Source organism: Companilactobacillus huachuanensis (assembly GCF_005404815.1).
Taxonomy (GTDB): Bacteria; Bacillota; Bacilli; order Lactobacillales; family Lactobacillaceae; genus Companilactobacillus; species Companilactobacillus huachuanensis.
On sequence record NZ_BJDF01000004.1, the window covers coordinates 130954 to 155352 of the forward strand.

Genomic DNA, 24399 nt, shown 5'->3' on the forward strand with positions numbered 1-24399 from the left:
ATTACCTCTTATTTTCTTCTTGTGTCTTTTCAGTATAAATATCTCTTTCAATCGTAAATCTTGGGCGTTGTTTAACTTCGCTAAAGATTTTTCCAACATATTCACCGATGACACTAATACTAATTAATTGTACACCACCGAGTGCCCATATGGATATCATTAATGACGACCAGCCGGGGATTACATCGCCATTGATTTTCCGAATAAAACTGTAAATCAATAATACAAAGCTAAAGAAAACGATGAAGAATCCCAACCCCATAATTAGCTTAATTGGCACGATGGAAAATGACGTCACCCCATCGATTGCAAATTTGATCATTTTACGGAGTGGGTACTTGGATTCGCCAGCAAAACGTTCTTTTCTAGCATAATATACCTTAGCTGATTTGAACCCAACTAATGGTACGATCCCTCGTAAAAACAAATTCCGCTCACGGTAGCTAAGCAACACCTGACAGGCACGCTGGCTCATCAAACGGTAATCGGCTGAATCTGGTACTAACTTGACACCCAAAAAGCCCATAAATTTATAAAACATTTCGGCCGTACTTCGTTTAAAAGCGGTATCAGTATCGCGATTATTTCTCACACCATAGACAACTTCCGCACCATTAAGATACTCATCTACCATCTTGGGAATCGCATTAACATCATCTTGCAAATCAGCATCTATCGTTATAACGGCATCGGAATCTTGGGAGGCACTAGTAACTCCGGCTAACAATGCCCCTTGGTGACCAAAGTTTCTGCTAAGTTTAACTCCTGTAACGACGTTATGATTTTTCGAAAATTCATCAATTAATTGCCAAGTCTTATCTTTACTACCATCATCAACAAAAACAATTTTACTTGTCTCAGAGATTTTCTTTTCATCTATCAATCCTTTAACGATTGCTGTCAATTCCTTGGTAGTTTCGTGCAGTACATCTTCCTCGTTATAACAAGGTACTACAATGCTCAATTTAAATACATCAGACATTCATTTTCCCCCACTTTGATTTCATCCATTCACAAATGGTAAATAGTCCTAAACCGCCTAAGATAGCGATAATAGGCAAAAATTCAAGTCGATATCTGCCTTGCACTTCAATTAACAATTGTACGACAGCGTAGGCCATCAGTGGTAGTACTAATAAGAATGTTTTTTTATTTTTATTATTCCATAGCTTTAAAGAGCCGATCCAAGACAAAATTATTAACATAACGGTACCCATATAACCTAACAACTTGGCCATATTGCTTATTTTGGGTGAATGTCTTGTCTCAAATCCCGTAAAGTCAATTGTGGTCGAACGGCTAGACCAAAGTGTCTCGTTCTTATTCCAGAACAATTTCAACCACCCATTCGTCGAGTTTAAGTTGGAAATATTTTCAGTAATTATTTGATGTTCCTGAACACTCATTTTGGCACGGCTATCCTTCAAGTTAAAGCGATTAACCATCCCTTGATCGTATGACCCATTAGAGTTAGCATCCAGTCCCACTACAAATTTCCATTCAGAATCCCGGTTAGTCAGTCCATACTCATTTAACCCGGAACTCTTAATTGCCAAACCAGCAGCAGAGAATATCACTTGATAAATGACCAAAGTAATTAGAATTTTTACCAACCCTGACCAATTTAACTGGTTGTTTTGAATAAATAGATACAAAATTGCATAGACAACAATCCCGGCGATAATAACCGGTCCAATGGGCCTCACGATACTACCAAAAGCTAGTGTTATACCAGCCAGAACATAACTCCAATACTGATTTTTCATAATTAGATAGAATGTTACTAAAAACAGTAACATCCCCAAATACTGATTATCAGTCTGACTATTCAAAGCAAACCAGTCCAAGTCGATCATTAAAATAAAGACTGTTAACCGTGCGACGCTGACGCTTTTAAACAGTTGCATTGCCAAAATATACGACATCAACAAAATCAAAACTTGATATAAAACATTCAACAGCTGAATCGCAATGATTTTGTGACCAAAAATTTTTACCACCGTCATAACGTAAGCCAAGAACCCAGTTTGATAGGCCCATTTAGCAAAGTAGTCGTTGTCATACTTATAAATAGGCTTGCCCTCTAGTGCTTTTGGAGCGGTTCTCCAGAAAGCCTTGAAATCACTAACTTGAGTCTGTGGCACTAATCGTAGCCAAATGATTGCCACAATGGCAAAAATCAATAAGAGACTGATTAAAATTAGTCGGTTCAAATTGGGATCATCATCACGAATACGATACAAGAAAAATCCGACCCCACCGACAAAAATAATTGCACAAAGAAAAACCAGTACTGTTAATACTGGTTCAACTTTTAAATAATTAACTGTCAGAAAATGTCCCATCTGAATCAATACAACGGTCGTAAAGATTGCTAGGCACACAATAATGATCTTACTAATAACGCCTTGATATTTACTTAGCATTCTATCCCTCTATGTTTGCTAATTTTTTATGGCGTACCAAGAAACTCTGTAGTTTCGTGATGCACTTGTTAATGCTATCCATGCTTGCAGCATAGCTGAAACGCAAGTGACCCTCACCACCGATACCAAAGAAACTTCCGGGAAGAATTGCTAAATGTTCTTCTTCCAATAAGTCGTTGGCAAATTTAACGTCATCTTGGTTATACTCTTCGGGAATTTTTGCAAATAAGTAAAAGGCCCCGTCTGGTGTTGGGCACTCAAATCCCATGTCATGCAAACCAGCGTACAATGCATCACGTCTTGCTTGATATTGTACTTGCATTGCTTTGGGATCATCGTAGCCATTTGTATATGCTTCCAAGGCCGCATATTGGGTGATCGATGTGATTGAAGTAGTTGCCAATTCATGGATCTTATTGATCTGTGAAATGACCTCTGCAGGTCCACAAACGACCCCGAAGCGCCAGCCTGTCATTGCATGTGACTTTGATAGTCCATTCAATAAAAGCATCTGTTCAGGCAAAATATTGCCAAATGAGACGTGTTTAAAGTTATAAGTTAATTCACTATATATTTCGTCACTAATAACGAAAATATCGTGTTCTTTTAAAATATCTGCTAAGGCACGTAATTCATCCTCAGTATAACTAACCCCCGTTGGATTACTTGGAAAGTTGAGTAAAAAGATCTTGATACGTGGATTCGTTCTCAAAACCTCTGCTAATACATCAGGAGTGACCTTAAAGTCAGTCTTTGATGTATCCAAGTAAACCGGTGAAGCCCCATTAAAATCAGCATCTGGACCATAGATGGTAAATGCTGGTGATGGTATCAAAACCTCGTCGCCATCTTGCAAGATTGCATTGAAGGCTGAAAATACACCTTCAGTTACACCTGTAGTAGCTACGATCTGTGTTTCTGGATCATAATTTAGATCATACTTATCGTGCAAATAGTTTGCAACGGCAATCAAAAGATCATGGTTACCTTCGGGGACTGTGTAATGCGTGTGGTCATCTTCAATGGCTCTAATTGCAGCCTGTTTGATGTGCTCAGGAGTATGAAAGTTGGGTTCGCCAACGGTCATATTAACAGCTCCTGGTATTTTCTTGGCCCGCGCATTGAACTTAAAAATATCCTGTTGTTTAATTGCGACAACGGATGGTTTCATTAGGGAGATTAAATCACTTTTCACTGTTATACACCTCTTTTAGAAGATTACACTCTCATTCTAACATACGTTATTTCTTAAAAAAAAAGACATTCAAAAAATCTGAATGTCCAATTATGAAATTAACTATACTAATCGTCAAAAACAGTATATGGAGAGCGTCGTTTATGGGCTGTCTTTCTATACCAATTTTCAATAATCTCGGCACTTTCGTCTGAAATGTCTCTACCTTCAAGATAATCATCAATATCTTTATAAGACACACCTAAAGCCTTTTCATCTGGCAAGCTAGGACGGTCCTCCTCCAAATCAGCTGTTGGAGTTTTCTCATAAAGATTCTTGGGAGCGTCAAGTTTGGCTAACATGGCCTTGCCTTGACGTTTATCCAAACGGAATAACGGCGTTACATCTGCAGCGCCATCACCAAATTTTGTATAAAATCCAGTTATGTTTTCGGCTGCATGGTCAGTTCCGACAACAACACCTTGATTATCACCAGCAATCGCATATTGTGCGATCATTCTAGTTCTAGCCTTGATATTGCCTTTATTAAAATCAGAAATAGTTAAATCATTACTTTCAACAGCTTTCACCATTGCATCAACACTATCCTTGATGTTGACCCGAACAACTTTATCAGCCTGCATCCATTCAATAGCTTGCATACAATCAGATTCGTCAGCTTGTTCACCATAAGGCAACCGAACAGCGATAAATTGATATGCTGCATCACCGGTTTCCACACGTAATTCAGTCATAGCAATTTCTGACAGTCTACCGGCCAAAGTCGAATCTTGTCCACCAGAGATACCTAGTACAAGTGTTTTTAAGAAACTGTGTGTTGTTAGATAATTTTTGAGAAAGTCCACTGAACGTCTAATTTCAACTTCAGGATCAATCTCTGGCTTAGTCTTTTCAAATTCAATAATTTCTTTTTGCAATGGTCTCATTTTTAGTCACCTAATCTAATGTTGTTTACATCATTTCTAATCTTCTCAATATACTTCATCTTATGACTATATAGTTTTGAAGATAAATCAACAGGATAGACTTGAGGATTCAAAATACGTTTGTATTCATCCCAAAGTGAATCGAGGTTATCAGCGCAATACTTTCGGATCTCTTTAACATTTGGCAAATCATAAACTAATTTTCCATTTGTAAAAATCTCATGCAACAATGGCTTAGCTTGGAAATCTTCCACTGTCTTATTGATGTAAGTGTATTGTGGATGGAACATATAAAGTGAACTGTGCTCTCTTGGATCTTCATTCCAGAAAGTAACATAGTCACCTTCAGATTTATCATTCTTTTCGTTATTAGTAATTCGCCAAACTTGCTTTTTACCAGGTGTGGAAATCTTAGCTGCATTACTTGAAAGTTTCAAAGTATCCATCATGTTGCCTTTGGAATCCTCAATACTTACCAATTTATAAACAGCACCTAAAGCTGGTTGATCAAAGGCTGTTATAACCTTTGTACCAATACCCCAGACGTCAATTTTAGCATCTTGCATCTTCAAGTTTAAAACGGTCTTTTCATCCAAATCATTGGAAGCGTATATCTTGGCATTTGGAAAACCGGCTTCGTCCAATTGTTTTCTAACACGCTTAGAAATATAGGCCATATCACCAGAATCAATTCTGACACCTTCAAAGTTGATTTTGTCACCCATCTCACGGGCAACCTTAATTGCACTAGGCACACCACTCTTCAAAGTATCATAAGTATCAACTAGGAAAACACAATTCTTATGAGTTGTGGCATAAGCTTTGAAAGCATCATATTCGTTACGATATGTTTGTACCAAGGCGTGAGCATGTGTTCCTGAGATTGGAATGCCAAACAATTTCCCGGCCAAAACATTACTTGTAGCATCAAATCCAGCAATATATGCGGCTCTAGTACCCCAAATAGCAGCATCGACTTCTTGAGCACGGCGTGAACCAAATTCCATAACTGGATCATCACCGCAGACAGTTTTGATTCGAGCAGCCTTAGTAGCAATCAAAGTTTGGAAGTTCACCATATTCAAAATAGCAGTTTCAATCAGTTGGCATTGTGCCAATGGACCTTCAACTTGTAAAATTGGTTCTTCATTGAAAACCAAGTCACCTTCAAAGGCTGACCGAACTGTACAACTGAATTGCATATCTTTTAGCCAACGTAAAAATTCCTCATCGAATTCCCCGTATTCACGCAAGTAATCGATATCTGAATCTGAAAAGCTTAAATTTTTAAGATAATTAACGACATGTTCTAGTCCTGCAAAAACGGCAAAACCATTGTCGAAAGGCAAACTTCTGAAGTAAACTTCAAAAACAGCCCGACGGTTGTGCAAACCCTTCTTCCAGTATGTATACATCATATTTAATTCATAATAATCTGTATGCAAAGTTAAATCTTCATTTTGAAATTGAGTCATCATAACTCCCTTATAAATTTATATTAGAGGCTAGAGATTTTTGAAATCAATCTCTATAACATCATATATTTTACATTAATCCGCATTTAAAGTCGCTTCGTATCCATCATTTACTTTATGTGCTAATTCTTCGATTGAATAGTTATCTCGAACCTCTTGATAAAGTGCCAAACCTTTTTGATCAAGGTTGCCATCACGCCACATTGAGTGTGCGTCATTCAATGCCGAGATCAACCCTTTTTCATCTCCAGAATCGACTAACCAACCAGTGTCAGAGTTGATAACTTTATCGGTAGCACCGACATTTGTAGCAATTACTGGCTTTCCATAAGCAGCCGATTCAAGATATACCGTAGGTAAACTTTCTGACTTAGAAGTTAGTACGGAAACGTCACATTCTTGATAATAATCACCCGTGTTTTCACGGAAACCAACGAATTCAACTTTGTCCTTAATACCTAACTCTTGAACTAATTTACGCAAATCATCCATCAATGGACCATCGCCAACTAGTGTCAAACGATAATTGAACTTAACTTTACTCAAAGCTTCAAGTAACAAACGATGATTTTTGACATCCACCAAACGTGCTACCTCCAACAAACTAAACGTTGATTGACGATTAAAGCGTGGATTGATACCAGTAAAATCAATGGCATTGAAAACCTCAAACGTTTTGCTAGATCTGATTTTCAATGCTTCGAAATATTCTTCCAAGTCTGGATTCATATAGAAAAGCGAATCTGCGCTTTTTAGAGCGTGTAAATTCAACTTAAGCATAACTTTACCTTTGAGACCTGAAAAATCAATACGAGGGTCAGAATGGACAGTTATGACCCATTTAGCATTGATTTTCTTTCTGATCAAAGACACGATATAGTTAGCACGTGGTCCATGTGTATGCACAATATCGAAGTGATTATTATTAATATAGTTTGTTAATGGCTTTAGAATCGATAGATCAAAACGTTGTTTCTGTTTCATTACCGATACACTTAGACCATTTTCACGCGCCATCTTCGAAACTGGACCTTCTTGAAAAGTTAATAAAGTACTCTTTTCGCCAGTTAACTTTTGACCTTTCATCAGGTTAACAATATATGTACGAGCTCCACCGTCTTCATTGCCGGCATTAATATGTAAAACCCTCATTAAGACACCTCTCAAATTAATCTTTCTCGTGTATAATAATACATTAAAGGAGAACGCCATGCACAAAAATAGAGTAAATATTTTAGGTACAGAGTTTGATAATTTCACTACAAAACAATTTCATAAATACTTAGATGATGATCTAGATATAAAAGCAAACAAGTTCATCGTAACACCTAATCCTGAAATTGTTCTTTCTGCTAGAAAAGATACCAACTTTTCAGAAATTGTCAATAATGCTGATTACGTCATTCCTGATGGCATCGGAGTAATCAAAGGAGCCAAGAGTCTTGGAACTCCTCTCCACGAACGCATTACAGGGTTCGATACTTTACAATATTTAGTTGAAGCGGCTAACCGCAAATTTTCAAAAGTTTATTTGCTTGGTGCCAAACCAGAAGTAATTCAGGCCAGTGCTGAAAAAATCAAAAAAGATTATCCGCAGGTTGATTTAGTTGGGTATCATGATGGTTATTTCAAAAATGACGCAGATATCGTTGCTGAAATTGCTGAAAAGCAACCTAACATCGTTTTCGTTGCCCTAGGTTCCCCGAAGCAAGAAATTTTCATCAATAAATATCGTAATACAGCTGATGCTATTTGGATCGGCGTCGGTGGAAGTTTCGACGTTTTCTCCGGCACTAAAAAGCGAGCTCCTAAAATTATTCAGAAATTGAATCTGGAGTGGTTCTACCGTTTGGTTAAGGAGCCTACTCGTTTTGGTCGAATGTTGGCAATTCCTCGATATATGAATTTAATTAATAAAGAAAAGAAAAATCGTCTTTAATTATGCCGTATCCAGAGATGAGACATATTCCGACTAAATGCTCTTGTTAAAATTTGTTTTTTCTCGTTGAAGTGTATTTATCAAACTAACCTAAAAATTAAAAAAGATTGTAATCCGAATTTTTCATTCGTTGGATTACAATCTTTTTTTGTATATATATGCAGTGACTCTAAAACGAGTTCCGCAGGCCAATTTCTTCCGCTTTTCATAGATAAGTAAATCACACGCAAGAACGGCGTGCAATTCACTTATCTACGAAAATGCTCGGAAATTCCCGGGCCTGCTCCACTCTCTTTTTCTAAACCGCCCTGTCTACGCTCTCTAATCTTCGACATCTATTGTCTCTGGATTTTGACCACTTCTTATAAAGATTCTCGCATTTAACATCGCATAGCCTAAAATCGAAACGAAATAAATACTTACTGAAGGTGCTTCGATAACGTGTCCTGTCATCAACGCCATTCCGAATCCCAACGCTACACTGGATACTAACATAGCCCACTTAAACGACCACATGTACTTGAACTTCATCACGAACGCACCGATAAGATATATCAAGCAATATAGCAATGGTGCTAAATAGACAATGGTTCCTAAAATACCGAATTGGAAGAAGATATCAATGTAGTCCATTTCTACCAATTTGGCTTTCTTCTCACTCTTAAAACTAGTTGCATATCCCATACCAAATACTTTTTGCGCTGGGGTTGCCTTGGCATAATTGTGAGAAGCGTTTTCGAAATAGACTGTCCGACCACTTAGTAAGTATGAAACAGTCTTATTAGTTTCCACATACTTTCTCTGGTCTTTAGTAATACCCTTTTTTGTCTTAGCTTGTTTCTTTTTATACTTAATCATATCATTGTGCAATTCAGCAGTTCTTGAAACTGCCATGGCTGGGTAAGCCGCAAATACTCCACCAAGTGTTATGACTAATAAAGCCACGATACCGGCGTTAAACTTACGATTACCTTTTTCTCGAATGAAGTGAATTACTGCAGTCAAAATCGCCATACATATACCAAAGAGAATTGCTAACAATGAACCTTTTGTCCCTATCAATAAAGCTGAATAGATTGCCAAAACGATTGTTAACCAATAGTAGACTCTCGACCATTTGTCAACTTTATTCAAGGCATACCAAACCATAATTGGAAAGGCAATTGAAACGATAGCACTCAACTCATTAGCAGCGTAGAACCAACCACTTTCACCTAATTTATAATAAGCATATGAGCTGAAACTTGTGTTTGTAAAGTGGGCCACAATCATGATAATACTGATAATATTAATGGCATAAAAAATCACTTTAGGGAAATAACGGTTGATAATTCGATCTTCCGCTAATTCTTCAAACGCATAAAAGTACCCCAGCAACATGACTGGATAATACAAACTTTTAGCTAACGTTGTTATTTCTAGTGATGGAATAAATAAAACTTTTTGTTTGTAATTAACAATTAAACTGATTATCGAAACTATTCCCAAAATCACGAAATAGCAAATGACTCGAAACCCTTGTTTATTATCCCGATTTAATATCAGGAATATTAGGATATAAAACGCCGTAACAGCCATAACAGCCATTCGAATCAATATCCCAAAGGTTATATTAATATGTGCTTGAGCCATCAGTCCGGTAACAGCATCTAATACAGGTTGAAAAACAATATATAGCATCAAGAAGATACTGTACTTTTTTATAAAGCTTTGCATAAGTGACTCCCAGTTAAAAATTTAAAAAACATATCAGGTTACATCTTACCCTAAATCGATTTTTAAAGAAATTAATTATCTCAATTAAAGTTTGAAACCTGTTTTTTATTTTGGATATTTGTTCACTGCTGGTGAATTCTCTGGCAACCTACAGCTAAATTATTCGTTACTTGATAATGAGTTGAAGTTCAAGAATAGCCTGTTTTAATCATTTGATTACTTACGGATTAAATGACCATTAGAAAACAAGTTCCTCATCAAAATTATTAGTACTATAATACCAAAAACATTCTGAAGTTTCACTTACCTCACATCATAAGACATGTACACCAGTTGCAGGCTTCCAGAGACGGCAAAATTTTTAAGTTATTATCTAAAGGTTGAAAGGTGAAAAATAAACTAGTTGGAAGAGCTGAGAGTATTCATTTGCAGCGAAAGTGGCGTTATTGCTTCAGCAATTACACCACCGGGCATGTTGAAGACTCGCGGTTTTTGCGAGGCTTCAACCGAGGTCCGAGACCGCTTCCCAGGCTCGGGCCGTTCCGCGCAGCAATTGAATACTCTCAGCTCTGGAAACGGCCTACGGCATACTTACTAAAAGGTTACTATCTTTCTAAGTAAAACTCAAAACGGTCACCGGCATATTGTGAACGTACATATTCGAATGGACGCTCATCATCCAACGTCGTTACTTGGCGAACTCGCAAAACAGCTGAACCACGTTTGACGTTTAAAAAGTTGGCGATTTTTTCTGAAGCAAGAATAGCTGACACAGTTTGCGTTGCATCACCTAATTTTAACCCAGCTTTATCTTCAAGTGCTTTATAAAGTGAAGACGTAATGTCCTTTTTATTTAAACTATTGACGATAACAATTGGAATAGTTGCTACTTCAAAACAAATTGGCTGTTTATCAGCATAACGAATTCTTTCCATCCGTAATACTTGATCACCATTTTTAAGTTTTAATTTTTCAATTTCACTGATTGACGGATCTGCTACATGGTAGGACACGGTTTTACTTGAAGGTTTCTTACCCTGACTCTCAGTAATCTCAGTAAAACTGGTTGTTCCGGACATTTTTTCCTGAACCTTGCTACTGGCAACATAAGTACCTGACCCAACTTGACGTTGTAAGATTCCCTCATCAACAAGTGTTTGAATCGCTTGCCGTAATGTCATTCGACTAACATCAAAATCTTGAGAAAGCTGTCTCTCTGATGGGATACGTTCCCCAACAGCCCACTTGCCAGATTCAATTTCTTTTCTAATTTCGTTATGAATTTGTATATATACTGGTACCTTCATCATATGGACTCCTTTACGAGCATTACTTCTGTTAATTATACCGTATTTCTTTAGAAAATTAAGAATTGGTCTAAAAACTTAGAAAAAATAAAAAGGCAAAATTCAACGTATGAATTTTGCCTTTTACAGTTTATTGGGTTAGCTGGATTCGAACCAGCGCATGACAGGATCAAAACCTGTTGCCTTACCGCTTGGCTATAACCCAATTAATGGAGGGGAGTGGATTCGAACCACCGAACCCGAAGGAGCGGATTTACAGTCCGCCGCGTTTAGCCAGACTTCGCTACCCCTCCATGTGTTTAACACATGTCTCATTCGACTTAATAATACTACCGAAAATCCAAGTTCATTTCAAGTAATTTTTTAATTTTTTTTATTTACTATACATTCTTCCACTGAATACCACGATAAGAAACTCATTTTATACCCACAGATCAGTATCTAACACCATGTGTTAATCATAAATTAGTCGGAAGGCCTGAGAATATTTACTTGTTGTGAGTTAACAATTACACCACTGAGATTCGAGACCGCTTCTCAAACTCGGATTTATTCGCATAGCAGTTAAATATTCTCAGACCTGGAGATGTTCAACTCTTACCTCAACTAAAGATTGAAAAGTGAAAAACGAATATAACCATTGTTGTCACAAGCATAGAACAAATTTATTAAAATAAGCAGCCAGTTTTCATTTTATTTATTCCTGCAATTAAAAAATAAACTAGTTGGAAGAGCTGAGAGTATTCATTTGCAGCGAAAGTGGCGTTATTGCTTCAGCAATTACACCACCGGGCGTGTTGAAGACTCGCGGTTTTTGCGAGGCTTCAACCGAGGTTCGAGACCGCTTTCTGGCTCGGGCCGTTCCGCGCAGCAAATGAATACTCTCAGCTCTGGAAACGGCATACGACATACTTACCTAAACTTTCAACCTTTAGCTACCCCCAACAAAAAAAGACCGCAGACTTAAAAAAGTCTACAATCTTTATAATTTTTTTAATTTACACCTTGCATCATCTTTTTAATCCATGGAACACAAAGAATCAACAATACGGCTGCAACTAATGTAACGATACCTGTAATTCCAAAGAACATCATTTCATTCTTAGGATCTCCAGGAACAAATAACTTAACAATTTGAGCATTAGCGGCTTGTCCAGCTGAATCAGCCAAGAACCACATACTCATCATTTGACCAGAAAAGGCCTTAGGAGCAAGTTTAGTTGTTGCTGACAAACCAACTGGCGAGATCAACATTTCACCAATTTCAATGATTCCCCAACTGAGAACTAACCAAAGTGGACTGATCTTGCCACCAACATTTAATCCTGCTAAAGGAATTAGCAAGACGAAATATGAAATGGCTGTGGCCACTAATCCCATCCAGAATTTAGATGGTGATGATGGTTGACGCTTACCTAATTTAATCCATAACCACGCAAAGAATGGTGTATAGATAATGATAAAGAATGGATTAAGCATTTGGAATTGTGGTGCTGATAAATGTAATCCAGCAAAGTTCAATTGTGTTTGTTCTGCGGCAAATAATGCCAAAACAACTGAACCTTGTTCTTCAATTGCCCAGAAGATCATAGCAGCAATGAACAATGGAATATACGCAAAAACACGTGATCTTTCAACTTTAGTAACTTTCTTGCTTGTTAGCATCATGATGAAGTAACCAACAGGCAAACCGATACCCAAGATACTGATAATCATTATAACGTTGTCAATTGTAAAGGCACGTGCAAAAATCAATGCCACAACAATAATAACAATTGCTACAACTGCAATTGAAACTCGTTTAATAAATCTGCCACGTTCTGCATCCGTAATTGGATCTGGAGCGTGTAAACTTGATTCTGGCAAGTACTTACGTCCATCCCACCAGTAAACGATCAAACCAATAAACATACCGATAGCAGCTAATGAGAAACCAGCGTGGAAATTAAAGGCATTACTCATACTGTTAACAGCTTGTGGAGCAAATAGTGAACCCAAGTTGATACCCATGACATAAATACTGAATCCGGAATCACGTCTTGGATCTCCCTCTGTATATAATCCACCAACCATTTCGGATACGTTTGGTTTCAAAAGTCCAGTACCAATAACAATTAGTCCAATAGATAGGAACAATCCTGTTTCACCAATTGGAAGCGATAAGACGATGTGACCAAACATGATCAACACACCACCCCAGAAGACTGTTCTTCTGGCTCCCAAAAGTCTATCACTGATAAATCCACCTAGAACACTTGACATATAAACAAGTGAACCATAGATTGACATAACAGAAGCAGCAGTAGTACGGTCCATCCCTAGACCACCCTTAGTTACTGCATAGTACATATAGAAAAGTAAAATGGCACGCATACCGTAGTAACTGAATCTTTCCCAAAATTCAGTTAGGAATAATGTACGCAAGCCTGTCGGTTGTCCGAAGAAACCTCGATCTTTTTTCTCGTCCATTAAAAAATTCTCCTCACATTACACAATGATGTATTAATATTAAACTTTCAAAATCTATGTGTCAAAGTATTTTTAATAAAAACACTACAAATCCTTATATACCAGCAAAAAAAAATAAGAGCCCTTTAATATAGACTCTTATTTTTATCTACGATGTTTAAATGCCATAGTTGCCTTAACAGCGTCTTTCCAACCAGCATAGAGATCTTGACGAACTGAATCATCCATATCTGCTTGATAAAGTTTACCGGTTTCGTAATTTTGTTTGATATCATCTAAATCTTTCCAAAAACCAACACCTAAGCCAGCCATAAAAGCGACCCCTAAGGAAGTCGTCTCTAATTCAGATGATCTTTGGAGTTGAATTCCTAAAATATCAGCCTGAAACTGCATCAAATAATCGTTAGCAGATGCGGCTCCATCAACCTTTAAAACTTCAATTGGAATCTTAGAATCAGAACTCATTGTTTCGATAATATCTTTAGTTTGATAGGCAATTGCCTGTAGCGTTGCTTTAACAAAATCTTTGTCAGTTGTTCCACGTGTAATCCCAAATATCGTTCCATGGGCTTCATTATCCCAATATGGCGCACCTAACCCGGCAAAAGCTGGGACAACATAGACTTCATCCTTACTTGTTGAAGATTTAGCGTCATCAGAAGTTTCAGGTGTACTGTTGATCATTCGCATATCGTCACGTAGCCACTGTAACGCTGCTCCAGCAACAAAAACACTGCCCTCTAGAGCATATTTAACTTGTCCATTGACATCGTAAGCGATCGTCGTCAACAAATTATTATCTGACATTGCAGGTTTATCGCCAGTATTCATGACCGCAAAGGCACCGGTTCCATAAGTATTCTTGACCATCCCTCTTTCAAAGGCCATCTGACCAAATAATGACGCTTGTTGTGAACCAGTCATACCAGAAATAGGAATTTCAGAACCATAGAATTGATAATTTTTCGTTACACCAAAGATTTCTGAGTTTGATTTAACTTCAGGCAACATTATCTTCGGAATATTAAAAAATTTTAATAATTCATCATCCCACTCTAAGGTATTGATGTTGTAAAGCATCGTTCGACTAGCATTGGCACAATCAGTTGCAAAACTCTCACCATCAGTTAATTTCCACAATAACCACGTATTGACTGTTCCAAAGAGCAATTCGCCATTTTCAGCACGTTCTTGGGCCCCATCAACATGATCTAAAATCCAACGTATTTTGGTGGCAGAAAAATATGGGCTGATGATCAAACCAGTTTTTTGATGAATTTCATCCTTATAGCCAGCCTTAATCACTTCATTTGTTAAATTAGCGGTTTGACGACTCTGCCAAACAATAGCGTTATAAATGGGTATCCCAGTCTTCTTATCCCAAACAATCGTTGTTTCACGCTGACTGGCAATTCCAATCGCTTTGATCTGAGCAGGCTTAATGCCTGAATCAATCAACACTGTCGCAATTGAAGTTTGGACGGCATTCCATAAGGCATTAGGATCATGTTCGACCCAACCTGGGTTAGGTAAAATTTGTTCAATTGGATGTCTGGCAACAGATACCTTTTTTCCACTGTGATCAAAAATGATTGCTCGGGCAGTCGTAGTTCCCTCATCAATTGCTAAAATATATTCTTTTTCCATAACTTACTCCTACACGCAAAAAAAGGCGAAACTCGCCTTTTAATTTCTAGCTTTATGCTTGAATGTTCTTGTTGCACTGACTGCATCTTTCCAACCAGCGTAAAGATAATCAGCACGTTTGACATCCATTTCCGGTTCAAATGTTGCACCAGTTGCATATTGTTTCTTAATATCATCTAGGTTATCCCAATACCCTACCGCTAGTCCAGCTAAAAATGCTGCACCAAGAGCAGTTGTTTCCAAATCATTAGCTCTTTGAACTGGAGTTTGTAAAATGTCAGCTTGGAATTGCATCAAATATCTATTATTTGCAGCCCCACCATCAACTTTCAAAGTTGGAATATCAATGCCAGTATCACGTTTCATTGTTTCCAAAACATCACGTGACTGATATGCCAATGACTGTAAAGTGGCTTTAATAAAATCATCCTTTGTTGTTCCTCGAGTCAATCCAAAGACCGCTCCACGAGCATCGGCATCCCAATATGGTGCGCCCAATCCGGTAAAGGCTGGAACAACATAGACTTCATCATCATCATTCGAAGCTAGAGCAGCCTCTTCTGACTCTGGAGCGGAATCAACTAAATGCATGGCGTCTCGCAACCACTGAATCGCTGAACCAGCAACGAAAATACTACCTTCCAAGGCATAGTAAACCTTGCCATTGATACCATAACCAATTGTCGTTAAAAGATTATTATCTGATAACTGCGGCACTTCACCAGTGTTCATAACCATGAAAGCACCAGTTCCATAAGTGTTCTTAACCATTCCAGGTTCAAAGGCCATTTGACCGAACAATGCTGCTTGTTGGTCACCGATCATACCAGCAATTGGAACCTCTGAGCCGTAGAAGTGATAGCCTTTTGTTGTAGCATAAACTTCTGAATTAGGACGAACTTCAGGCAGCATTACCTTGGGAATATTAAGTGCCTTTAAAATATCTTCATCCCACTTTAAATCATGGATATTAAATAACATTGTTCGACTGGCATTAGAGTAATCAGTTACATGAGCGGCTCCACCAGAGAGTTTCCAAAGTAGCCAAGTGTCAATCGTACCAAAAATTAATTCACCTTTTTCAGCACGTTCTTGAGCTCCGTCAACATGGTCCAGAATCCAACGAATCTTAGTGGCTGAGAAGTATGGATCAATCAAGAGACCCGTTTTCTCATGAATCATCTGACCATAACCATCTTTTTCCAACTTAGCTGCAATTTCAGAAGTTTGACGACTTTGCCAAACGATTGCATTGTAAATTGGCAGTCCAGTTTTCTTATCCCAGATAATCGTTGTCTCGCGTTGATTTGTTATTCCGATACCCTTAATTTGTTTCGGTTTAATGCCAGATTCAATAAAGACACTGGCGATAGTCGATTGTACCGCATTCCAAATCTCGTTAGCATCATGTTCAACCCAACCAGGTTGTGGAAAATGTTGCGTAAATTCGCGTTGGGCATCAGCTATCTTTGTGCCTTTTTGGTCAAAAATTATTGCTCGGGTACTCGTAGTACCTTCATCAATTGCCATAATATATTCACTAGACATCATTTCACCTCATTATGTAAACGTTTAATACCAAAATATTATAACATTTGTCTAATATTGCAAACAAATATCGATATTTTTTCAATATTTTGGTGTTTAGATTATTTTTTAGTCCTTATTTTTATCTTTTATTAAATAATAGAATCCAATAAACAGAATAATCGAAATAGCTGAAACAACCCAGCCTAACTTTAAACCTGGAACTTGATAATTTAAAACAACTTTATGTTGTCCCTTTTTGAGGTTGACAGCCATTAAATTATCGACAACTTTATGAATCCTTACTTTTTTGCCGTCAACATAAGCGTTCCAGCCATTGTCGTATGGAATACTTAATAACAGTGGTGAATCTTTTGGCACATTAATTGTTCCTCGAACAGTGTCATGATTCAAATCGGAGGTAATTTTCAAAGAATTGTCCCGGAATTTGTGCAATGACTGTAAAAACGCCTTTTGATCCAAAGATTGGAAATACTCCGGATTTAAATCTAGCGACTTGTCAGTCAAAATTTTTACTTGAACCTTCTCATTTTTCTTGAAGTGACCTAAACGTAAAGTGGCTGCCTTATAAACGTTAATCGGTTCCGTATCAACTCGCTTGCCATTGACATAAATTTTTGCTGTGGAATAATTCATCGGCGATACGTAAAAGTACATAGGTCCGCTAGCTCTAGTCACCAACTGATACGTATACATAGTTTTATTCTTCACATTTTTCTGTTGCATACTCGTCAGCAATGCATTTTTCAAATACTCATAACTGTTCCCGTTCAAAGCTTGCCAGAGTCGATCTTGGTTATCCAAAGCTCGCTTAGAATACATTTTAAAGCCATAGACATTTGAATTGACTAAGAAGCCTAACGTTGGAGCATTGTAATTTTCCTCAACCTGATAATGGTTGTCCCACTGATGAATCCGATAATAGACCCCAAGTAAGGCATTTGTTAAATTAGTCCCACCAAAATAACTGATACGGCGCACGTTGATACTGTAATAACCTAAGTTGTGCATCATTTCCAAAGTATTTTGGTTCAACGTAGAACTGTACAGACTGACACCATTAATATTGAAAAGGATCGGATCATTATAATTATTGTATTTTTCCGGAAAAGCCTTGTTCAGACCGGATTTTGAAACAATGATTCGGTGCCCCAGATGACTGCGATCTTTGACATTTTTCAAAATCGAATCTTCTTTAGCAAACTCCTCTCGATAAACTAACTGATTTCCAAATCCGGCTGTACTCATAACTGAAGTGAAATTGGCAATAACTTCAAACGAAACCATCAAAATAACTAGCGTCAAAAACTTTTTATTGCTGTGCAAAGCCAGAAGTATTGTGCCTGAAATAATAATAGAAACGATACTCAGCCAAAAATAGCGTCCATCATAATCATTATTCGGTGTGCCAAAACCTAATTTTTCAATAATTCGTGGTAACAGCCATTCAGTCGAATACCCAATACAGAGCAAAATCCCCGCTAAACAGGTACTCTTTATGACGGTACTAATATCATCAAAAACGCCTGCATCAAAAGCCTTATAAGCAATAAAAATACAGACAAATGTGAAAATAAAACTATTTCTAAATGGAAAACCGGCTGGATTTTGGAACATGTGCCACACAGTGTTGAATGTCGTAACAAACATGCTGATCAACAGTGTTCCCAATAATAACGTTGAGTACCACTTATCCCGATTTGAGATTCGATCACTCAAGAAAAATGCCAGTAATAAAATCAAAATCGTTGAAGTCATAAAAACTGATGGTCCATGCTCTAGTCGTTGATTAAAAGTATTGCCACCAATTCCTAATTGCGTCAATGCTTCCAATCCAAAACGAGCCGATGGCAAATAATTTAAAACACTGAAAGACGTTTTAGCAGTTTTCAGCATTCCTACTAATGTTGGTACCAGGACAACTGCTGAACTCAGCCCCGCCAAAACTGAAGTAGTCAAATAATTTCTAATAATCCGCCATTTGTTGCGTGCTTGAAAGAGTCCGTTTTCCAGACCAATGTAAATGAAGAAACAAACTGAAAAGATACATAACATATATCCTAAATAATAGTTAAAAATGATTGCTAGAAGAATCGAAAAATAGTAAAACACATACTGTTGTTTCTCGATAACACGAATGACACCAATAGCCACTAACGGCAGCATTATCAAAGCATCCAGCCACATTAAATCGTAAAAATAAGAAGCTACGAACCCGCAAAAGCTATAGGCAATGGTGAATATATAATTTGCTACCGATATTTTCTGAAAATAAGATTTCAAAAAGTAGGCCATCGAAACTCCCATAGCTGAAATTTTCAACATAATAATAATATTTGCGGCTGCAGGAATTCCCTTAGGGCTGAATAAAATTAGTAACAAATTAAACGGCGACAGCAAATAATAACTAATAACCGGGAAAAAATTATCTCCTAAGGATTGACTGAATAAATAGAGATGTGGATTTCCCGTTACCAATTGTCGTCGTAATTCAGTCAGAAAAGCCAAATATTGAGTTCCTAGATCACTACTTAAAAAATTATTGTTACCAAAAGGAACCAAGCCTACATAGGCAAAGGTAATTGAAATAATAACAAAATTAATGAAAAACGCTCCGAGATAGTAAAGAACTCGACGTTTCGACATGATATTAGATTCTCCTTTAAAGATGCCGCCTCCGGCTAAAGTATTATTATTTTTTATTCTTAATTAACAGTTAAATAATCAGAAGTCTTGGTTTTATTAATTCTATCTAAAGGTTGAAAGTTTAGGTAAGTATGCCGTGCCGTTTCCAGAGATGAGAGTATCCAATTGCTGCGCGGTACGATTCGAGCCAAAAGGCGGTCTCGAATCTCGGTTGAAGCCTCGCAAAACCCGCGAGTCTTCAACACGCCCGGTGGTGTAATTGCTGAAGCAATAACGCCACTTTCGCGGCAAATGAATACTCTCATCTCTTCCAACTAGTTTTTTAATAATAAGACTGTCCAACTGTGATCTCTTGCCATTGAACTAAATTGGTAAATGAATTGAATTTAGGACTGTAACAGCAATGTTTATATCACCTTTTCACCTTTCAACCTTCAGTAAACTAATTGGAAGTGCCGAGAAATATTTAACAAACACAATATGTTAAATACGCATGGTGCTAGTTGATAATTAATTGCAAATATTCGCATCAATTATATATTCCAAATTAAAATTTAAAACAGGCTGGATATAAAACAATTGAGCCTTTTTATACTCAATTTATGAACAATTAACTAGTCGAAAGAGCTGGAAAATATTTGTGTGCCGTGGTTCGAGACCGTATTTTGGCTCGAACCGTTCCGCACAGCTAGTGAATATTTTCCAGCTCTGTAGACGGTATATTTAACTAGCACCACAGGTGTTAAATATATTTTTTTGCTTTTTAATCGCTTACTAACTACTCAAATAATATGGGATATCACGGATAAATGCAAAAATGAGGTCACAAAAAAAGCTTGCTTGCGCAAGCCTCTGTCATATTTTTTTTCATATATTTTACCTCAGATTTATTTTTGATTGATTTTGTTTTGAATGTGAATGATTTTATTCATGTATTTTTGTATTTTTGTTTGTAGTGAATTAGTTTAAAAATTTCTTTTCGTTGTGACTTCTGATGATTTTAGTGCATGCAGCAGCTAAAACTGATACACCCGTTAGAACAATAAATGGATGTTTTTTCATATTCTTCACCTCGTTTTTTAATAGCCATATTTGACTATGTATACATAGTAACGAGAGATTATGAAGTTGGCTGGAGGAAAGTTTGAATTAAATGTGAAGACTAAACATTGTTTCGTTAAGTACTTATTAACTAAAAGTTGAAAGTTTGATACATTATTCCGTTTCCAGAGCCGAAAGTATTCATATGTTACGAGGTACTCTACTTATACTTATTCATATTAGTAACAAATTCATTTAACAAAGCTGGATCAATATCCTTATCAGCTTGTAGTCGTTTAGTTAACCATTCACCAAGTTGATAATAGCTGCCCCGCTCCAGTTCAAATTTCTGATCATACACATAGCGAACCGCATTCTCATACTTGTGATGTTCCAATAAATTATTCAAATCCTGATAAATTTTACCATCCGAACCCTGCTGTTGATAAATGGCCTCGGTTTTCTGAGAACCATGGTCATCAATCACAACATCAAAGTCCTCAGCTGATTTATTCCGATGCATAATAAAATTGCTATCATTATCCACAAGTCTATCCCCCAATTTTTCTAAGTAACAAAATTTAACTAAAGGTTGAAAGGTAAAAACTTAATACAACCGTTGTTGTTACAGGCTTATAGCCAATTAATTTAAACAAATCAAAAGTCCTCATTTTATTGTTCTTGTAATAAAAAAATTAGTTGGAAGAACTGAGAGTATTCATTTGCAGCGAACCGAGGTTCGAGACCGCACCTTGGCTCGGGCCGTTCCACGAAACAATTGAATACTCTCAGCTCTGGAAACGGCATACTTAATTAAACTTTCAACCTTTAGAAATTTAATACTTTCAATTCGATTCCTTTATTGATCATCTAACTGCCCCAACTATACTTTAAGCAAAATAAAAAAGCAGCCAAAAATGGCTACTTTTTTATTTTGTTTTATTCTACTCAGGGAGTGTTTCTATTCAGCTACTTTAGAATCTGCTTTCTCTACAGCAGCACCGGCTAGAGCACTAACATAGTTAACTGGTTTATCAAAGTTTGGTTGGAATAAAAAGTCGACCATTGATAATTCATCTATCGTAACTTTCTTTTGGATAGCTAATGACAATAAGTTTGCTGATTGTGAAACATCATACTTACTTGTCAAAGCGCCTCCTAAAACAACTCTTGTTTCTGGATCCCAAACGAGGTTCATCAAGACTGGAGTTGTGGATAACATAAATTCAGGACGATAATTATCTTCAAGTGATACAGTCTCAACATTCTTACCCAATACTTCAGCGTGATCTTTTGTTAAACCGCTAGCAGCATATGTTCTACCAAATAGTTCAACTGCTGAACTAGCTTGAGTACCCATATATACGGCAGTATCTTTTTCAATATTCTTACCCACTAAAATACCTTGGCGAACTGAATTTGTTGCCAATGGAATATATTGATTATCATTAGTTGGATTATAGTGAACTGAGGCAGCATCTCCAGCTGAGAAGACATTTTCCTTACTTGTATGCATATACTTATCCACAATTAATGCACCATTTGGTAAGGTGTCAAATTCATCGGCAAACATCTTAGTGTTGGGACGGAAACCAACACACATAACGGCAATATCAGCTTCATAGCTGTTCTTGTCAGTTTTAACAATCACACCATTACCAGTGTCCTCAAATGACTCAACTTTTTCACCCATGCCAAGCGTTACCCCATTGTCGAGATAATCTTTTTCGGCAATAGCTGACATATTAGGGTCAAAGTTCTTTGCTAAAACATGTGGTAAAGCATCGATCAAGGTCGTTTCCTTACCCAAAGTAGCATAACCTTCGGCTAATTCTGCTCCAATATAACCAGCACCAATAACAATGGCACTTTTAATATCAGCGGCCTTTTCTCTCAATTCTTTAGCATTGGTCCAGTTTTTGCAAAGCATTACGTGACTTGAATCAATTCCAGGGATTGGAGGAACGACTGGAGCTGAACCAGTTGTAATTACTAGCTTGTCATATGGTTGTTCAAAAGTTTCTCCATTAACAAGATTTTTAACAGCTAATTTCTTATTATCAAAATCAATATTTGTAACATCGTGTTGCATATGCATATGAGCACCCATATCTGTCAAAGCTTCAGGGCTTGCGTAGAACATCTTGTTAGGATCTGACACACGGTCACTGACCCACAAAGCGATTCCACAGGATAGGAAAGAAAGATTATCATTACGTTCAAAAACAGAAACTTCCCAATCAGGATGTTCCTTGAGAATGTTCATCGCGGAAAATGTTCCAGCGTGCGTACAACCTACAATACTTACCTTCATAATAAAAACCACCCTTTTTAAGTAATATTATAGTTAACATTCTACCATAATTAAAGCGCTTACATTATATTTAAAAAAATATATCAAAATTATAAATTTTAAGAATGTTAGCTATAATTTTGCTTATTTACACCTCATTTTTCCCAAATATGTGTATTATTTTGCCTAGTGTCGAAAAAATTAGGTTACCGTAATAATATAGCAGATCATCATATTTATTCTATTAAATATAAATAAATATTTTTTCCTAAAATGAATTTAATTGTCTAAACACATGTGATATATTGTACATGTGAAAGAGGTATAGATATGATTAAATGCATTCCTTCCTTTTTTAACTCTTAATAAGGTTGCGATACACATCCTCATATCGTTGACCTAAAGCTTACGTACTATTTAAGTGAGAATTGCCCCCCTCAATCAATTCCCATTTATATACGTTATCCCATTACAAATAATTTACTTTGAATGCTTTCGTTAATTAATTAACAAATCCCTCTCTATTTGACAAATATGGAAACCTCACAAGCATTCATATCTTACCCCTGACACTACTGGTAATGTCGCTACACATTCTTGTAGCAAAAAACAAGTCCATCCCCCCAAGATGAGCTTGTTTTTTTTTGGGGGGGCTGCCGTCAGATGAGTGAGAGTAGCAACCTGCTATGCGGACCGATTCGAGCCTGAGGTACGGTCTCGAATCTCGGTTTGAATCCTTGCAAAACCCGCAAGTATCCAAACTCGCCCGGTGGTGTAACGGCTGAAGCCGTAACGCCACACCCACAGCTGGTTGCTACTCTCACTCATCTGACTCATTTTTTATGCTACTGATATAGTTCGTAATATTTCAGCCATGTACCAGTTTTAAAAACTACCGTTTTATAGATCTTTAAAAACAACTTAAAACCTGAGACTGTACCTGAAGCTGGAACATGTCAAATCTGACATAAATACCCCTCAATCTTTGAATAATATATTTAAATAAAGGCTGAGAGGTGAAAAGGTGATATAAACAGTGCTCTGATAGTCCTAAATTAAATTTATTTAAATAGCAAAAGATAACGAAAAGATAACAATTAGACATTCGTATTATAAAAAAACTAGTTGGAAGAACTGAGAGTATTCATTTGCAGCGAAAGTGGCGTTATTGCTTCAGCAATTACACCACCGGGCGCGTTGAAAACTCGAGGTTTTTTGCGAGGCTCGAGACCGCACTTTGGCTCGGGCCGTTCCGCGCAGCAATTGAATACTCTCAGCTCTGGAAACGGCATACTTTCAACCCTCAGATATTTAACAAATAACTGCTTTTTTATAAAAATCGTGTCATATTTATAAAAAATATTTTTTCTATTATGAAATGACATGTTTAAACATATATGGTATATTATTACTTGTGAAAGGGGTAAAGATATAATCAAACAATTCCTTCTTTTAATTCTTAATGAAGGTTGCGATACATCCTCATATCGTTACCAATAAAGTTTACTTGCATTCGGAAATAAAATTGCCCCCTCAATCAATTTTACTTCCCACCCTCAAATGCATATCCCTTAAAATAATTTACTTTGAATGCTTTCATTAATTAGCGAATCCCTCTCTCTATTTGATAAATATGGAAACCTCACAAGCGTTCATATCTTACCCCTGACACTACTGGTAATGCCGTTACATATATGGTAAAAAACAAGCCTGTCCTCCTCAGACAAGCTTGTTTTTTTTGTTCGAATAAATTTGTATATACCATTTCAAG

At 37.0% G+C, this 24399-nt stretch carries 15 protein-coding genes and 2 tRNA genes; 1 reads left to right on the plus strand and 16 read right to left on the minus strand.

What is annotated here, in order from left to right:
* Position 1: 1 nt before the first annotated feature.
* The 6 genes from FFM71_RS03665 to FFM71_RS03690 all read right to left on the minus strand — a co-directional run bounded on the left by FFM71_RS03665 (position 2) and on the right by FFM71_RS03690 (position 7174).
* Positions 2-982, minus strand: coding sequence for a glycosyltransferase family 2 protein (locus tag FFM71_RS03665; protein WP_137610839.1), 981 nt, complete (start codon positions 980-982; stop codon positions 2-4).
* Complete coding sequence (locus FFM71_RS03670) at positions 975-2426, minus strand: glycosyltransferase family protein (RefSeq protein ID WP_137610840.1); 1452 nt, start codon at positions 2424-2426, stop codon at positions 975-977. The genes FFM71_RS03665 and FFM71_RS03670 overlap by 8 nt, the downstream gene beginning before the upstream one ends.
* Before the next feature lies 1 nt (position 2427).
* The gene (locus FFM71_RS03675) at positions 2428-3621 is read right to left on the minus strand and encodes an aminotransferase class I/II-fold pyridoxal phosphate-dependent enzyme (RefSeq protein WP_223876473.1); all 1194 of its coding nucleotides are present in this window, start codon (positions 3619-3621) and stop codon (positions 2428-2430) included.
* 107 nt (positions 3622-3728) lie between these two features.
* Positions 3729-4547 (minus strand): NAD(+) synthase, encoded by an 819-nt coding sequence (nadE, locus tag FFM71_RS03680; protein WP_137610841.1) that lies wholly within the window; start codon positions 4545-4547, stop codon positions 3729-3731.
* A gap of 2 nt (positions 4548-4549) precedes the next feature.
* The gene (locus FFM71_RS03685) at positions 4550-6025 is read right to left on the minus strand and encodes a nicotinate phosphoribosyltransferase (protein WP_137610842.1); all 1476 of its coding nucleotides are present in this window, start codon (positions 6023-6025) and stop codon (positions 4550-4552) included.
* 72 nt (positions 6026-6097) lie between these two features.
* On the minus strand, positions 6098-7174 hold the full coding sequence (locus FFM71_RS03690; RefSeq protein WP_137610843.1) for a glycosyltransferase: 1077 nt from the start codon (positions 7172-7174) through the stop codon (positions 6098-6100).
* Positions 7175-7232: 58 nt separating this feature from the next.
* Here FFM71_RS03690 and FFM71_RS03695 point away from each other — a divergent pair, with 58 nt between their 5' ends.
* A complete protein-coding gene (locus FFM71_RS03695; RefSeq protein ID WP_137610844.1) occupies positions 7233-7961 on the plus strand; it encodes a WecB/TagA/CpsF family glycosyltransferase in 729 nt (242 codons plus the stop codon).
* A gap of 321 nt (positions 7962-8282) precedes the next feature.
* On the opposite strand, the gene FFM71_RS03700 is transcribed toward FFM71_RS03695, so the two are convergent.
* The 10 genes from FFM71_RS03700 to FFM71_RS03745 all read right to left on the minus strand — a co-directional run bounded on the left by FFM71_RS03700 (position 8283) and on the right by FFM71_RS03745 (position 22649).
* Positions 8283-9677, minus strand: coding sequence for an O-antigen ligase family protein (locus FFM71_RS03700; RefSeq protein ID WP_137610845.1), 1395 nt, complete (start codon positions 9675-9677; stop codon positions 8283-8285).
* Positions 9678-10282: 605 nt separating this feature from the next.
* Positions 10283-10984, minus strand: coding sequence for a GntR family transcriptional regulator (locus FFM71_RS03705; RefSeq protein ID WP_137610863.1), 702 nt, complete (start codon positions 10982-10984; stop codon positions 10283-10285).
* Between the two features lie 133 nt (positions 10985-11117).
* A tRNA-Gln gene (locus tag FFM71_RS03710) sits at positions 11118-11189 on the minus strand.
* A gap of 5 nt (positions 11190-11194) precedes the next feature.
* Positions 11195-11277: transfer RNA gene (locus tag FFM71_RS03715), tRNA-Tyr, on the minus strand.
* Between the two features lie 700 nt (positions 11278-11977).
* Positions 11978-13453 (minus strand): peptide MFS transporter, encoded by a 1476-nt coding sequence (locus FFM71_RS03720; RefSeq protein ID WP_137610846.1) that lies wholly within the window; start codon positions 13451-13453, stop codon positions 11978-11980.
* Positions 13454-13597: 144 nt separating this feature from the next.
* The gene (gene glpK, locus FFM71_RS03725; protein WP_137610847.1) at positions 13598-15100 is read right to left on the minus strand and encodes a glycerol kinase GlpK; all 1503 of its coding nucleotides are present in this window, start codon (positions 15098-15100) and stop codon (positions 13598-13600) included.
* A gap of 39 nt (positions 15101-15139) precedes the next feature.
* A complete protein-coding gene (glpK, locus tag FFM71_RS03730; RefSeq protein WP_137610864.1) occupies positions 15140-16648 on the minus strand; it encodes a glycerol kinase GlpK in 1509 nt (502 codons plus the stop codon).
* Between the two features lie 108 nt (positions 16649-16756).
* Positions 16757-19294: a YfhO family protein gene (locus FFM71_RS03735; RefSeq protein WP_137610848.1), complete on the minus strand. Its 2538-nt coding sequence runs from the start codon at positions 19292-19294 to the stop codon at positions 16757-16759.
* Between the two features lie 1261 nt (positions 19295-20555).
* The gene (locus tag FFM71_RS03740; protein ID WP_137610849.1) at positions 20556-20882 is read right to left on the minus strand and encodes a hypothetical protein; all 327 of its coding nucleotides are present in this window, start codon (positions 20880-20882) and stop codon (positions 20556-20558) included.
* Between the two features lie 414 nt (positions 20883-21296).
* Positions 21297-22649, minus strand: coding sequence for an FAD-dependent oxidoreductase (locus FFM71_RS03745; RefSeq protein ID WP_137610850.1), 1353 nt, complete (start codon positions 22647-22649; stop codon positions 21297-21299).
* Positions 22650-24399: the final 1750 nt, after the last annotated feature.

Coding starts and splice junctions, on each gene's coding strand:
- glpK (WP_137610864.1), bottom strand. CDS start 16,648: ATGTCTAGTGAATATATTATGGCAATTGATGAAGGTACTACGAGTACC.
- FFM71_RS03705 (WP_137610863.1), bottom strand. CDS start 10,984: ATGAAGGTACCAGTATATATACAAATTCATAACGAAATTAGAAAAGAA.
- FFM71_RS03690 (WP_137610843.1), bottom strand. CDS start 7,174: ATGAGGGTTTTACATATTAATGCCGGCAATGAAGACGGTGGAGCTCGT.
- FFM71_RS03695 (WP_137610844.1), top strand. CDS start 7,233: ATGCACAAAAATAGAGTAAATATTTTAGGTACAGAGTTTGATAATTTC.
- FFM71_RS03665 (WP_137610839.1), bottom strand. CDS start 982: ATGTCTGATGTATTTAAATTGAGCATTGTAGTACCTTGTTATAACGAG.
- FFM71_RS03700 (WP_137610845.1), bottom strand. CDS start 9,677: ATGCAAAGCTTTATAAAAAAGTACAGTATCTTCTTGATGCTATATATT.
- FFM71_RS03720 (WP_137610846.1), bottom strand. CDS start 13,453: ATGGACGAGAAAAAAGATCGAGGTTTCTTCGGACAACCGACAGGCTTG.
- FFM71_RS03735 (WP_137610848.1), bottom strand. CDS start 19,294: ATGTCGAAACGTCGAGTTCTTTACTATCTCGGAGCGTTTTTCATTAAT.
- FFM71_RS03745 (WP_137610850.1), bottom strand. CDS start 22,649: ATGAAGGTAAGTATTGTAGGTTGTACGCACGCTGGAACATTTTCCGCG.
- FFM71_RS03685 (WP_137610842.1), bottom strand. CDS start 6,025: ATGATGACTCAATTTCAAAATGAAGATTTAACTTTGCATACAGATTAT.
- glpK (WP_137610847.1), bottom strand. CDS start 15,100: ATGGAAAAAGAATATATTTTAGCAATTGATGAGGGAACTACGACTGCC.
- FFM71_RS03670 (WP_137610840.1), bottom strand. CDS start 2,426: ATGCTAAGTAAATATCAAGGCGTTATTAGTAAGATCATTATTGTGTGC.
- nadE (WP_137610841.1), bottom strand. CDS start 4,547: ATGAGACCATTGCAAAAAGAAATTATTGAATTTGAAAAGACTAAGCCA.